This is a genomic window from Enterobacteriaceae endosymbiont of Donacia clavipes, assembly GCF_012570365.1.
Classification (GTDB): Bacteria; Pseudomonadota; Gammaproteobacteria; order Enterobacterales; family Enterobacteriaceae.
In genome coordinates this window covers 50044-64980 of sequence record NZ_CP046208.1, presented here as the reverse complement: position 1 = coordinate 64980, position 14937 = coordinate 50044, and the positions used below count along the sequence as shown (strand labels likewise).

Below are 14937 nucleotides of genomic sequence, written 5' to 3'. Positions count from 1 at the left end.
AAAGAGGTAAATAATTATGTTAAAAAAAATAATTATATCTATACCAGTAGATGTTGATATACATTTTTTTACTAGTATGAATTTAGGATTATTAAATAATATACAAAATAAAAAATTAAAATGTAAATTCTTTAAACCTATTACTCAAATAGAAAATCATAATTTTAGTTATACTAATTCTATTTTAAAAAAATATTATCCTAATATTAAATTAATAAATTCTTTAAAAATAAATGATATTAATTTATTTGATAAGACTATTGAATATGATAATATTATAAATAATATAATAAAAAAATATTATGAAAATATAGATGATACAGATATTTTTTTTATAGAAGGAATTAATTTTACATATATGGAACAATTATTATTTAAATTAAATTGTGATATGGCAAATATTTTTAATGCAGAAATAATATTTATTACATCAATAAATTTAGAAAATGAAACTTTAGAAAAAATTAAATCTAAAATTAATATTTTATTTAAAAAAAAATTATTTAATTTTAATATAAAGAAAGTATATTTTTTTATTAAAAAAATATATAATAATCAAAATCACAATCCTTTTTTTTATAATTTAAATATATTTAAAGATAAATTAGAAAATATAAAAAATATTGAAAATAATAATTCATTAATTTTATATAATAATATAATACTTGTTCCATGGTTAAAAAATTTTATATTTGGAATTAATTTAAAAGATATTTGTAGTTATTTAAATTGTAAAATAATTAATATTATATATAATAGAATTAAATATATTTTATTTTTTAATAAATTATCTTTTATAAAACAAAAAATTTTTATTAAATCTTTATTAATTATTTCTATAAATGATATGGAAAGTATAAAAAAAATATATCAGGTAATGTCTAAAAATGTTTTTTGTAATAGTATATTATTTACTGACTTCATAACAAATAATAAAGTTAATAAAATTAATTATTTTTTTTCAAAAATTATAAAAATTGCTAAATTTAATAATTTAACCATTTTATATACAGAAGATAATATTTATAAAACACACTTAAAGTTACATAATATTTATAAATATCTCTTTCCGATCTATGATAATAAATTAATATCTAACATTATTAAATATGTTTCATTGTACATTCCTGAGAAAATTTTTTCTAAAAAATATGTAAATTATAAATTTTATATTTCTCCATATATTTTTAAATATAATTTAATAGAAAAAGCACAAAAATTAAAAAAAACAATTTTATTACCAGAAGGTAATGAAATACGTACTCTTCAAGCTGCTTCAATATGTTATCAAAAAAATATAGCTAATTGTATACTTTTGGGAAAAATAAAAAAAATTCATAATATAGCTAAAATAAATAATATAAATTTAAATAATATTAATATAATTGATCCTAATCTTATTAGAAATAATTATGTAGAAAAATTAATGTATATAAGAAAACATAAGTTACTCAGTCAAAAAAAAGCAATAGAATTATTAAAAGATAATATGATTTTATCTACCATGATGTTGAAACAAAAAGAAGTAGATGGTATAGTTTCTGGAGCTAATACAACAACTGCTAATACTATTAGACCTGCATTACAAATTATTAAAAATTTACCAAGATTTTCTATAATTTCATCAATATTTATAATGTTATTACCCAAAAATATATTAATATATGGTGATTGTGCTATTAATCCTAATCCTAATTATAAACAATTAGCAGAAATTGCAATACAATCTTGGGAAACTAGTAAATTATTTAATATAATAAATCCTAAAATAGCAATGATTTCATATTCTACTGGTACTTCTAGTCAAGGTATAGAAGTAGAAAAAGTATATAAAGCAACTAAATTAGTAAAAAATAAATTTCCTAAATTAATGATAGATGGTCCATTGCAATATGATGCAGCTGTAATAGAAAATATTGGAAAATATAAATCTCCAAATTCTTTAGTTGCTGGTAATGCTAATATTATTATTTTTCCAGATCTAAATACTGGTAATACCACTTATAAAGCTGTACAAAAAACATCTAATATTATTTCTATAGGGCCCATATTACAAGGTATTAATCAACCAATAAATGATCTTTCAAGAGGATCTTCAATTGAAGATATAATTTATACAATAGCAGCAACAGTTATACAAACACAATTAAAAAATTAAATATAATTTATTTATATATCATCTAGATAATATCTTTTTTTAAATTTTAATTTATTATTAAACTCGCAAATAATAGGACTACCAGTAGGTAAATTTAAATTAATAATTTCTTTATCACTAATATTTTCTATATATTTAATAAAAGCTCTTAATGAATTTCCATGTGCAACAATAAGAATACGTTCACCATTCATAATTTTATGTAAAATATTATTTTTCCATATATAAACAACTCTTTCTAGAGTTGTAGATAAACTTTCTGATAAAGGTAATTGATGATCATCTAATTTTGCATATTTAGGATCAAATCTTTCCCATTTAGGATCTTCTATTGATAATAATGGTGGTTTAGTAGTAAAACTACGACGCCATTTCTGAACTTGTATTTTCCCAAATTTTTTTAAAACTTGTTTTTTATTCATTCCTTGTAAAGATCCATAATGTCTTTCATTTAATCTCCATGTTTTTTTTACAGGAATCCATAATTGATCTAATTCTTTTAAAATAAACCATAAAGTATTTATCGCTCTTTTTAAGACAGAAGTATAAGCGTAATCAAATTTAAAATTAAAATTTTTTAATATTTTTCCTGCTTGTATTGCTTCAATTTTTCCCTCTTTTGATAATTTAACGTCTCGCCAACCAGTAAATAAATTTTTTTTATTCCATTCACTTTGTCCGTGACGTAATAATACTAACTTTATATTAGACATAAATTTTTATCCTTTTAAAAAAATTTATATTTTTATATTAAATGTCAAATGAAGAACCACAACTACATGTATTTTTCATATTTGAATTTTTAATAACAAATTTAGATTCTTCGATATTTTCAATATAATCAATTATACTTCCATATAAATATTGAATACTTATTTTGTCTATTAAAATATTTATTCCAAATATATTTATGACAACATCATTTTTTCTTATATTTTTATCTAATGTAAAATCATATTTAAAACCACTACATCCTCCTCCTATAATAAATACTCTAAAATTAATATTTTTATAACATAATGTTTTTATCTTTTTAGCTGCTTTTTTTGTTAAAATAATAGATTCATTAATTAATTTATTTTTCATTATTTTAATTGTAAATATTAATAATAATATTAAGTAATATTTATGATTTTGTTATACAATTTAGATTTATAACGAGATGCTTTATTTTTATGAATTAATCCTTTTTGTACTTGTCTATCTAAAATAGATTGTGTTATTTTAAACATTTTTTTTGATAATTTTATATTTTTATTAAATATAGCACTATTAACTTTTTTAATAAATGTACGTAACATAGATCGATAATTTACATTATATTTTCTTTTTTGTTCTGATTTTAAAATTCTCTTTTTAGATGATCTTGTATTCGCCATATAAAAAATCCTTCAAATTTTATAAATTTAACTATTATTATTTTATAAAAATTAAATATTTACATAAAATATTATTATATATAATATCTCTATATAAATAAAATTAATTTTATATTTATTAATTTTTTATTAAATAAAAATTATATTATTTATTTTATTAAAATAAAAAATATTAAAATATAATTTTTTAAAAACTTAAATATTTAAGATGATTAGAATGAAAAATCAATTTAATTTAAATTTACCAAAAACAAAATTTCCAATGAAAGCTAATTTAATAGTTAATGAATTAGTTATATTAAAACAATGGACAAAAGATAATTTATATAAATTAATATTAAATAGTAAAAAAAATAATAAAAAATTTATTTTACATGATGGTCCCCCATATGCTAATGGAAATATTCATATTGGACACGCTTTTAATAAAATATTAAAAGATATTATTATTAAATCTAAAAATATGGATGGATATTATACAATATTTATACCTGGATGGGATTGTCACGGATTACCAATTGAACAAGAAGTAGAAAAAATATTTAAAAATAAAAAAATTTCTAAAAAAAAATTTAGAATTGAATGTAGAAATTATGCTTTAAAACAAATTAAACAACAAAAAAAAGATTTTATTAGATTAGGAATAATTGCAGATTGGAATAATTCATATTTAACTATGGATTTTAAAACTGAAGCAAATATTGTTCGTACTCTAGGACAATTAATACAAAATAAACATATATATAAAGGGGAAAAACCTGTATATTGGTGTACAAAGTGTCTTTCTTCTTTAGCTGAAGCTGAAGTTAATTATGTTAGTAAAAAATCATTAACATTTTATGTTAAATTTAAAATTATTAATACAGATTTTTTAAATAAAATTATAAATACAAAAAAAAAATATTTTGATATTTCATTTTTAATATGGACAACTACGCCTTGGACTATACCAGCTAATAAAGCTATTGCTTTAAATCCTAAAATTTATTATCAATTTATAAAAATTAATGAAGATATTATTATAATAGCAAAAAATTTAGTTAATATTATTATGTTAAAAATTAAAATTAAAAATTGGAAAATTATAGGAGAGATTAAGGGTAAAAATTTTAATAAAAACTATATTAAAATAAAAAATCCTATTAATAATAAAATTTCATCTTTAATTATTAGTAATAATGTTTCTAAGAAATCTGGAACTGGTATTGTACATATGGCTCCTAATCATGGATTGGAAGATTATAACATATGTAATAAAGAAAATATAAAATGTTTAGATAAAAATATTATTGATAAAAAAGGTTTTTTTATAAAAAATATACATCCTAAATTAGATAAAAAAAATATTTTTTCTTCAGAAAAAATAATTAAAAAAATTTTAGAAAACAAAAATTCACTATTTCTATCAGAAAATTACGTACATCAATATCCATATTGTTGGCGTCATAAGATACCAATAATCTATGTTTCTACCCCACAATGGTTTATTAGTATGGATAAAAATAATATTAGAAAATTAGCAAAAAAATTAATAAAAAAAATAAAATGGATTCCTAATTGGGGTTTTAATAGAATGTTTAGTATGTTAGAAAAAAGACCTGATTGGTGCATATCTAGACAAAGAGTTTGGGGTATTCCAATTCCTTTATTTATTAATAAAAAAACACAAAAAATACATATTAATTCTATAGAATTTATAGAAAAAATAGCATGTATGATAGAAAAAAATGGAATACAAGAATGGTGGGATTTAGATATTAAAAAGTTTTTAGGTAAAGATTCAATTTTTTACGAAAAAGTTACTGATGTTTTAGATGTTTGGTTTGATTCTGGTTCTACTTATAATGTAATTATTAAAAAAATAAATGAATTATATAAAAAACAAGTTGATATATATTTAGAAGGAACAGATCAATATAGAGGATGGTTTATTTCTTCTTTAATTATTTCAACAGCTATAGATAAAATTTCTCCTTATAAAACAATTATTAGTCATGGATTTACTGTTGATGGTAAAGGGAAAAAAATGTCTAAATCTTTAGGAAATATTATTAAACCACAAAATATAGTTAATATTTTAGGTAGTGATATTTTAAGATTATGGGTTGCATCTACCGATTATTATAATGAAGTAAATATTTCTAAAAAGATATTACAAAAAATCACAGAAATTTATAGACGTATTCGTAATACCGCAAGATTTTTATTATCTAATTTATATGATTTTATACCTGAAAAAGATACAATAAAAGAAAATCAAATGTTAATTTTAGATAAATGGATTATTCATAAAACTAAAATAATCCAAAAAAAAATTATTTATTTTTATAAAAATTATAACATACAAAATGTTGTTCAAGAAATTATGCAATTTTGTTCTATAGATTTAGGATCTATATATTTAGATCTTATTAAAGATAGACAATATACATTTAAAAAAAAAAGTATAGAAAGATTAAGTTGTCAAACAGCTCTATATATGATTATTGAATCATTAGTTAGATGGATAGCACCAATACTTTCTTTTACAGCACATGAAATTTGGAATTATATACCTGGATTAAGAAATAAATATATTTTTACAGAAGAATGGTATTCGAAGTTATTTTACTTATCATCAAAATCTATAATGAATAATGAATATTGGAATGATATTTTTATTTTTAAGAATGAAATAAATAAAATTATTGAATATGCTAGAAATAAAAAAATTATAAAAAATTCTTTAGAAGCTAACATTACTGTATATGTAAATCATAATATATATGAAAAATTAATATTATTAGGTACAGAATTACGTTTTTTATTATTAGTATCCAAAATTATATATTTTAAATATACAAAAAATTTTAATAAAAAATTAATAAAAAAATTTAAAATTATAAAATCTAAATATTTAAAATGTAAAAGATGTTGGTATTATACAAAAAATATTTTTGATGATATTTGTGATCGTTGTAAATTAAACACATTAGGAAATGGTGAAAAACGTTTATTTATTTAATAATTTTTTTAAAAAAATTAATTTATTAAATATATTTAATATAATTATATTAGTTAGTATAGATATTATTAGTAAAAATTATATTATTAAATATATAAAATTATATGATAGTTATTATATTAAATCTTATTTAAATTTCACTTATTTAAAAAATTATGGAATAATCTTTGGTTTTTTTAGTAATTACTTTAATAATATTTTATTAATAATAAATATTATTATTTTAAGTATGATTTTTTTCTTTATAAAATATAAAGATAATATATTATCCTATAATTTTATAATTAGTGGAATATTAGGTAATTTAATTAATAGAATTAATTATGGTTTTGTAATAGATTTTATAGATTTACATATTAATAATTATCATTTACCAATTTTTAATATTGCAGATACTTTAATATTTATTGGTATATTTATTTTAATAATTAATTATTATATATTATAAATAATAACAATAATGTAATAGGTTTTATTATGAAAAAAAATCAAATTCGTTTAGCAATAGCCGGTATTAATGGACGTATGGGAAAAAGTATATTAAAAGTATTAAATATGGAAAAAGAAAATAATATTTTATTGAGTTGTCTTTTAGAAAGAAAAAAAAAAATATTAAATAATCCAAATAAAATTTTATATAAATCTCATTTATTAAAAATAAATTATAATATAATAGATGTTATTAATAAATTTGATGTTTTAATAGATTTTACAAATCCATTTTCTACAATAGAAAATATTAATATATGTAAAAAATATAATAAAAAAATTGTTATTGGAACAACAGGTTTTACTAAAGAACAAAAAATAGTAATAACAAAAATATCAAAGAAGATAGCTATTATTTTATCTTCTAATTTTAGTCAAGGTATTAATATATTATTTAAAATAATAGAAAATATAACTAAAATTTTTTGTAAAAATAAAAAAAAAAATTTAGATATAGATATAATTGAAAAACATCATAAAAATAAAATAGATTTACCATCAGGTACTGCTTTATCTATTGGTGATATTATTTTACAAATTTTTAAAAAAAATAATATTGTAAAAAAAATTAATTTTCATTCTATTAGGGCAGCTGATTTATATGGGGAACATAATATTTTATTTTCTTTTATGGGTGAACAAATAGAATTAACACATAAAGCATCAAATAGAACATCTTTTGCTAAAGGAGCTATAAAAGCAGCTATTTGGATAAGTAATAAACATAAAGGTATGTATAGTATGAATGATGTTTTAGGAATGTAATTTTGTTATAGATAAAAAAATATGTTTATATAGATAATTTTTTTATTAAATAAATAAAAAATCTATATGATATATTTTAGTAATTTTATAAGGATGATATTGAATATCTATAATTTTTACTTCAAAAATTTTATTTTTTTCATTTATTAATTTAAATTTTTTTGAAAAAAAATTTTTTAAATTAATATTAATCATTTCATTACTATGAATAGTAATAGGTATTTCTTTTATTTTTTTACCATAAATAATAGCTGGAAACTTATTATTAATTCGTAATTTTCTACTAAATTTTTTTCCTATGTTTTTTCTGTTAAAAAATCGGATGTTATACATATCTTATATCTCTTTTTATAATTCATTAATTTTATATTAAAATAATTTTTTAGCTGTATCTAATAAATCTTTTTTAAAAATTTTTTTCATATTTAAAATAGCATCAATAATATCATGATGAACCATTTTATCATTTTGTACTCCTATGCATCTACCTCCATAACCTTGAAATAATAATTCAACAGAATAATTACCCATGCGAGATGCTAAAATACGATCAAATGCAACTGGAGAACCACCTCTTTGTATATGTCCTAAAACTGTAGTTCTAGTTTCACGTTTAATTTTAGTTTCAATATATTTAGCTAATTTATTAATATCACAAATAAATTCTGTAATCAATACTATTGCATGTTTTTTCCCTCTTGCTATACCTAATTTTATTTCTTCTACTAAATCATTTTGATTATAATCAATTTCTGGTAAAACAATAAATTCACAACCTCCAGCAATTGCTGCTGATAAAGTTAAATCTCCGCATTTTCTTCCCATAATTTCCACAATAGATATTCTTTGGTGTGAAGTAGATGTATCTCTTAATCGATCAATAGCCTGTACAATAGTTTCTAAAGCTGTGAAATAACCTATACTATAATCAGTTCCTACTACATCATTATCAATAGTACCTGGAATACCTATACATGGAAATCCCATTTCAGTTAATAATTTTGCACCCATATATGTCCCATCACCTCCTATTACAACTAATGCATTAATACCATGTTTTTTCATATTATTTATAGCAATAGAACGTATTTTTTTATTTTTAAATTTTGGAAAACGAGCTGAACCTAAAAAAGTTCCTCCTCTATTTATAATATCAGAAACACTATGTCTATTTAGTTTTATTATATTATTATTATATAAACCTAAATAACCATTACATATCCCATAAACTTCAATATTATTTCCTATTGCTGTTCTAACAACACCTCTGATAGCAGCATTCATTCCTGGAGAATCTCCTCCACTTGTAAGAACGCCAATTTTCTGAATCATATTATGATACCTCAATAATATATAATTATATATTAATATTAATTATTTTTTAAAAAAACCTTTATATTTTTTAGATACAATAGAATATGGATCTTGATGAATAATTATATCTGAATAAGGAAATTTTTTATTTAAAGCATTCTCTATTTTTTTTGAAATTGAATGTGATTCTAATAGAGGTAGATTATCTTCTAAAACTAAATGAAGTTGTATAAAACGAGTAGGACCAGATTGTCTTGTTTTTAATTGATGTGCTCCCATAACTTTAGGCCAAGAAGTTATTATATCTATAATTATTTTTTTTTCATTATCAGGTAAAGATCTATCTAACAAAGATTGTATAGCTTTATATCCTACTTTAAATGAATTAAAAAAAATAAATAAACTTATAATTAATGCTATTAAGGAATCTGCTTGTTTTACATTAAAAAAATTTAAAATTAATGCTAATAAAATAGCACTATTAATTAAAATATCTGATTCATAATGGATCATATCAGCATGAGTAGCTTGACTATTTGTTCTTTTAATTACTTTTTTTTGAAAAATAACTAAAATTAAAGTTAAAAAAAATGAAATAATTATAACTAATATACCTATAATTGGATAATATAATTCTGTAGGATGAGATATATATTTTAAACTATTTAAAAATAAAAAAATAGCTGTTATACAAATAAATATACTTTGTGCTAATGCAGATAATGATTCAGCTTTTCCATGTCCAAATGTATGTTCTAAATCTGCTGGTTGTAAAGAATAATATATAATTAATAAATTAATTGTTGAAGATGTAATATCTACTAAAGAATCTATACAAGCAGCTAACATACTTATTGATTTTGTTTGCCACCAAGCTAATAATTTTAAAATTAATAATGTTAAAGATAATAATATTGCTAAATTTGTTGCTTTTGTTATTAATTTATTATATTCATTTTCACTTTTTTTAAAAGATATTTTTTCAGAAATATTATTCATATTTATATTTCATTCCTATTAAAATTTTATAATTTATTATAAATAAACATTTTTATACTTTAAGAATAATAGATTACTTTAACATCAATTTTTTTTCTATAAAAAATATGTTAAATTTTAATTTATATTTTTTTATAAAAAATTATATATAATAATTAAATTATTTTTATGATTTTAAATTAATTTAAAAGATGAAAAAATTAAATGAAAAAACATTTCAAGGAATGATATTTATTTTACAAAATTATTGGTTAGAACAAGGTTGTAATATAATACAACCTATTGATACAGAAGTTGGAGCAGCAACATCACATCCTATGACATGTTTATATGCAATAGGGACAAAACCTGCAAAAATTGCCTATATACAATTATCAAGACGTCCATCAGATGGAAGATATGGTAAAAGTTCTAATAGACTACAACAATATTATCAGTTTCAAGTAATAATGAAACCTCCTCCTAATAATATTCAAAATTTATATTTAAAATCTTTAGAAGAATTAAAATTAAATTTACAAAATAATGATATTCGTTTTATAGATGATAATTGGGAAAATCCTACTTTAGGTGCTTATGGAATTGGATGGGAAATATGGTTAAATGGGACAGAAATAACTCAATTTACATATTTTCAACAAATGGGAGGTATTATATGTAATCCTATAACTGGAGAAATTACTTATGGTTTAGAAAGATTAGCGATGCATTTACAAAATGTAAAAAATATATTTGATTTAGTATGGAGTAAAAATAAACATTTTTACACTACTTATGGTGATATTTTTAAACAAAATGAGATAGAACAATCTATTTATAATTTTAAACATGCAGATATAAATTTTCTTATTTATTCTTTTAAACATTATGAAAAAGAAATAAATTATTTATTAGAATTAAAATCACCATTAATATTACCTGCATATGATAAACTTCTAAAAGCATCTCATTGTTTTAATTTATTAGAATCAAGACATTTTTTATCACATACTGAAAGACAAAGATATATTTTAAAATTACGTAATATGACAAAATTAATTGCAATAAAATATTATAATTATATAAAATAAAAAATCATTGATTAGGTAATATAATTTTATGTTTAAAGATACATTATTAATAGAAATTGGGACAGAAGAAATACCTTTTATTTATTTATTAAAAATATCTAAAATAATTAAAAAAAATTTTGAAGATGAATTAAAAAAAAATAATTTTAAATATGAAATAATAAAATGTTTTGCTACATCTAGAAGAATTGCTATACAAGTATGTCATTTAAATATTATACAAGAAAATTTTATTAAAATTATTAAAGGTCCTTATGTTTCTAATGAAAAAAATATTTTTTTAATTGATAAAGTAAAATTTTGGATAAAAAAACAAAAGATTAATAATATAAAAGATATTTTTTATAAAAAAAATTATATATTTTATAAAAAAATAATAAAAGGATTGCATATTAAAAATTTATTAACAAATATGGTTATAAATTCTTTAAAAAACATTTCTTCTATTCCTAATTTTATGTATTGGGATAAAAATATTTTTAAATTTATTAGACCTATTAGAAATTTAGTATTTATGTTAGGAGAAGAAAATATTAGAAAAAATATATTACATATTAAGTCTAATAATATTATTTTAGGACATAGATTTATGTGTAAAAAAAAAATAATTTTAAAAAATGCAATAAATTATGAAAAATTATTATTTAAAAAGGGCAAAGTAATAGTTGATTTTATTAAACGTAAAAATATAATTTCTAATGAAATCAAAAAAATAGCAATTAATTTAAATAGTTATACAAAAATAACTAATAATTTTTTAGAAGAACTAACTTCTATGGTTGAATGGCCTGTTTTATTATTAGGAAAATTTAATAAAAAATTTTTATTTTTACCTTCTAAAATATTAATATATGTTATGGAAAAATGTCAAAAATATATTCCTTTATATGATAAAAATAATCATTTATTATCTAATTTCATTATTTTAATAAATATTAAAACAAATAATAATAAAATTATTATAAATAATCATGAACAAATTCTTAAATCAAAATTTAAAGATGTTCAATTTTTTTTTAAAAATGATTTGAAAATAAAATTAGAAGTATATTTAGATAAATTAAAAAATGTTATTTTTCAAAAAAATTTAGGTAATTTATTTGATAAAACTATTCGTGTAGAACAAATATCTAAATTTTTAGCAAAAATACTTAATGTTAATATAGAATATTGTATTAGAGCTAGTAAATTATCTAAATGTGATTTAGTAACACAAATAGTTTATGAATTTCCTGAATTACAGGGTATTATGGCAATGTATTATGCAAAATATAATAAAGAAAATAAAAATGTAATAAAAGCAATTAAAGAACAATATCAACATAATAAAAATTATTTAATACCTAAAAATATTATTTCTTGTATTTTATTTATTTCAGATAAAATAGATACTTTAGTGGGAATTTCTAATATATCTTTATTACCAACAGGTAATAAAGATCCTTTTGCTTTAAAAGTAATAACATTAGTTATTATACGTATTATTATAGAAAATAAATTAAAAATTAATTTTATTAAATTAATTTATTTAAGTTTATTTTTATATAAAAAAAATTTTACTAATAAAAAACAAATATCAGAAAAAATAATGATTTTTATAAAAAATAGATGTAAAAATTGGTATATATCATTAGGTTATAATAAAAAAATTATTTATTCTGTTTTAAATTGTAAAATTGATGAATTAATAATTTTAGATTATAAAATAAAAGCTTTAGATAAATTTTTTAAAATTGAAAAAAAGCAAAGTATTTTATTAATTTTTATTAATAAAAGAATAAATAAAATTTTATTAAAAAATGAAAAATATGTTAATTATAATTATCAAATTAATTTATCTTTATTAAAAAAAAAAGAAGAAATTATTTTAGTTAATTATATTATAAAATTATCTAAAATTTTAAAATTAAAAATTAAAAATTATGAATATTATAATATATTATTAATATTATCAGAATTATATTATCCTATAGATAAATTTTTCAAAAAAGTGATAATTAATCATAAAAATAAAACTATTAAAAATAATAGAATTACAATATTATATAATATCAAAAAATATTTATTAACTGTAATTAATCTTGAAAATTTATATTAAATTTAACTCTTTTAATGTAATTTTAATAATTTTTTTATTTAATTTTGTAAGTGGAGTTAATGGTAATCTTATTTTATCACTATTTATTAATCCTATTTTTTTTGCAGCCCATTTTATGGGTATAGGATTAGATTCAATAAATAATTGGTTATGTAATTTAATTAAATTTTGATTAATTTTTTTTGCTTTATCAAATTTTTTTTCTTTTATATAATCACAAAACTTTTTCATTGTTTTTGCTGCAATATTAGCAGTAACTGATATAACACCATCTCCACCTAATTGCATAAATTCAAAAGAAGTTTTGTCATCTCCACTAATTAAAAAAAATTTTTTATTAATTAAATTTTTAATTTTATTTATTCTAGACAAATCTCCAGTAGCTTCTTTAATACCTATTATATTTTTAATTTTTGATAATTTACAAATTGTTTCCGGTAATAAATCACATCCAGTTCTTATAGGAACATTATATAATAATTGTGGTAATTTAGTATTATTTGCAATTTTTTTAAAATGCTGATATAAACCTTCTTGTGTTGGACGATTATAATATGGTGTAATATTTAAACATCCTATTATGCCTGAATTTTCAAGAATAGATATCATTGCTATACTTTTAGATGTAGCATTAAATCCAGTTCCAGCAATAATTGGTATTTTATTTTCTGAATAATCTAATGCATACATTATTACTTTAATACGTTCATTATATGTTAATGTAGCTGATTCACCTGTCGTTCCTACAACAACAATTGCTTTCGTACCACTATTAATATGATACTTAATAAGTTTTTTTAAACTTATTTTACAAATATTACCTTTAATATCCATTGGAGTTATAAGTGCTACAATACTTCCGGTGAACATTAGATAATCCATCTTTAATATTTTTAATTTATTTATAATAACAAATTTAAAACAAATAAACAAATTATTATATTTATAACTATAAAATTATAAATTTTTTAAATATAATTTTTTATTTATTTTTTTTAATTAAATTTAGAAAATTATTTATTTTTTTTTGTACACTTAAAATAGATGACATATTATTAATTTTTTTATAAAAAAAATTATTTTTTAGAAATTTTTTTTTATAATAATTAATTAATGGTTCAGTTTGTATTAAATATTCTTTTAAACGATTATTAATTGTAATAATATTATCATCTATTCTAGTTATTAATTTTTCTCCTGTTATATCATCTCTATTTTTTATTTTTGGAGGATTTAAAATTTCATGATATGTTCTTCCTGAAGATTCATGTATTTTTCTACCTATAATTCTTTTTATAATTTGATTTTTTGGTATATAAAATTCAATAACAATATTAATTTTTATATTTTCTTGTTTTAAAATATTTGCTTGTAAAATATTTCTAGGAAATCCATCTAATAAAAATCCTTGTTTACAATCTATATTATTTAATCTTTTTTTAATTATTTTAATTATAATTGAATCAGTAACCATTATTCCTTGATTAATATATTTTTTTATTCTATGGGTTAAAAAAGAACTTTTATTATTTAAAATAAAATTTCTTAGTATATTTCCTATAGAAATATTAGGTAAATTATATTTTTCAGATATAAATCTTGCATAAGTTCCTTTACCTACTCCAGGAGGACCTAATAAAATTATGCGCATTTTATAAATT

14 protein-coding genes are annotated in these 14937 nt (G+C 18.3%); 6 read left to right on the top strand and 8 right to left on the bottom strand.

Annotation, left to right across the window (positions count from 1 at the left end; all coding sequences use genetic code 11):
* Nucleotides 1-16: 16 nt before the first annotated feature.
* Nucleotides 17-2158 (top strand): phosphate acetyltransferase, encoded by a 2142-nt coding sequence (pta, locus tag GJT92_RS00340; RefSeq protein ID WP_168919532.1) that lies wholly within the window; start codon nt 17-19, stop codon nt 2156-2158.
* An 11-nt stretch (nt 2159-2169) separates the two neighbouring features.
* On the opposite strand, the gene gpmA is transcribed toward pta, so the two are convergent.
* From gpmA to rpsT, 3 genes are read right to left on the bottom strand one after another with little or no spacing between them, the layout of a single operon-like run.
* On the bottom strand, nt 2170-2871 hold the full coding sequence (gene gpmA, locus GJT92_RS00335) for a 2,3-diphosphoglycerate-dependent phosphoglycerate mutase (RefSeq protein ID WP_168919531.1): 702 nt from the start codon (nt 2869-2871) through the stop codon (nt 2170-2172).
* Between the two features lie 37 nt (nt 2872-2908).
* The gene (erpA, locus tag GJT92_RS00330; RefSeq protein ID WP_168919530.1) at nt 2909-3244 is read right to left on the bottom strand and encodes an iron-sulfur cluster insertion protein ErpA; all 336 of its coding nucleotides are present in this window, start codon (nt 3242-3244) and stop codon (nt 2909-2911) included.
* Between the two features lie 29 nt (nt 3245-3273).
* Nucleotides 3274-3537 (bottom strand): 30S ribosomal protein S20, encoded by a 264-nt coding sequence (gene rpsT / locus GJT92_RS00325; protein ID WP_168919529.1) that lies wholly within the window; start codon nt 3535-3537, stop codon nt 3274-3276.
* Nucleotides 3538-3745: 208 nt separating this feature from the next.
* Between rpsT and ileS the strand changes: the two genes are divergently transcribed.
* Genes ileS through dapB form a run of 3 tightly spaced genes read left to right on the top strand, consistent with a single transcriptional unit; the run spans nt 3746 to nt 7795 of the window.
* A complete protein-coding gene (gene ileS / locus GJT92_RS00320) occupies nt 3746-6541 on the top strand; it encodes an isoleucine--tRNA ligase (protein ID WP_168919528.1) in 2796 nt (931 codons plus the stop codon).
* Nucleotides 6516-6989 carry a signal peptidase II gene (gene lspA, locus GJT92_RS00315; protein WP_168919527.1) on the top strand — a complete coding sequence of 158 codons (474 nt, stop codon included), beginning with the start codon at nt 6516-6518 and terminating at the stop codon, nt 6987-6989. Before ileS ends, lspA begins: the two co-directional genes overlap by 26 nt.
* Nucleotides 6990-7018: 29 nt before the next feature.
* The gene (gene dapB, locus GJT92_RS00310; protein WP_168919526.1) at nt 7019-7795 is read left to right on the top strand and encodes a 4-hydroxy-tetrahydrodipicolinate reductase; all 777 of its coding nucleotides are present in this window, start codon (nt 7019-7021) and stop codon (nt 7793-7795) included.
* A gap of 45 nt (nt 7796-7840) precedes the next feature.
* On the opposite strand, the gene rplY is transcribed toward dapB, so the two are convergent.
* The 3 genes from rplY to GJT92_RS00295 are packed head-to-tail and all read right to left on the bottom strand — an operon-like array spanning nt 7841 to nt 10108.
* Nucleotides 7841-8128, bottom strand: coding sequence for a 50S ribosomal protein L25 (gene rplY / locus GJT92_RS00305; RefSeq protein WP_168919525.1), 288 nt, complete (start codon nt 8126-8128; stop codon nt 7841-7843).
* 36 nt (nt 8129-8164) lie between these two features.
* Nucleotides 8165-9127, bottom strand: coding sequence for a 6-phosphofructokinase (gene pfkA / locus GJT92_RS00300; protein WP_168919524.1), 963 nt, complete (start codon nt 9125-9127; stop codon nt 8165-8167).
* A 42-nt stretch (nt 9128-9169) separates the two neighbouring features.
* Nucleotides 9170-10108 (bottom strand): cation diffusion facilitator family transporter, encoded by a 939-nt coding sequence (locus tag GJT92_RS00295; protein WP_168919523.1) that lies wholly within the window; start codon nt 10106-10108, stop codon nt 9170-9172.
* Between the two features lie 191 nt (nt 10109-10299).
* Between GJT92_RS00295 and glyQ the strand changes: the two genes are divergently transcribed.
* Together glyQ and glyS are read left to right on the top strand one after the other, a co-directional pair.
* On the top strand, nt 10300-11178 hold the full coding sequence (gene glyQ, locus GJT92_RS00290) for a glycine--tRNA ligase subunit alpha (protein WP_168919522.1): 879 nt from the start codon (nt 10300-10302) through the stop codon (nt 11176-11178).
* Between the two features lie 28 nt (nt 11179-11206).
* Nucleotides 11207-13276 (top strand): glycine--tRNA ligase subunit beta, encoded by a 2070-nt coding sequence (gene glyS, locus GJT92_RS00285; protein ID WP_168919521.1) that lies wholly within the window; start codon nt 11207-11209, stop codon nt 13274-13276.
* On the opposite strand, the gene dapA is transcribed toward glyS, so the two are convergent.
* Together dapA and GJT92_RS00275 are read right to left on the bottom strand one after the other, a co-directional pair.
* The gene (dapA, locus tag GJT92_RS00280; protein WP_168919520.1) at nt 13268-14146 is read right to left on the bottom strand and encodes a 4-hydroxy-tetrahydrodipicolinate synthase; all 879 of its coding nucleotides are present in this window, start codon (nt 14144-14146) and stop codon (nt 13268-13270) included. The two genes, glyS and dapA, sit on opposite strands and share 9 nt — an antisense overlap.
* Nucleotides 14147-14258: 112 nt before the next feature.
* Nucleotides 14259-14927 carry an adenylate kinase family protein gene (locus tag GJT92_RS00275; protein WP_168919519.1) on the bottom strand — a complete coding sequence of 223 codons (669 nt, stop codon included), beginning with the start codon at nt 14925-14927 and terminating at the stop codon, nt 14259-14261.
* Nucleotides 14928-14937 lie beyond the last annotated feature (10 nt).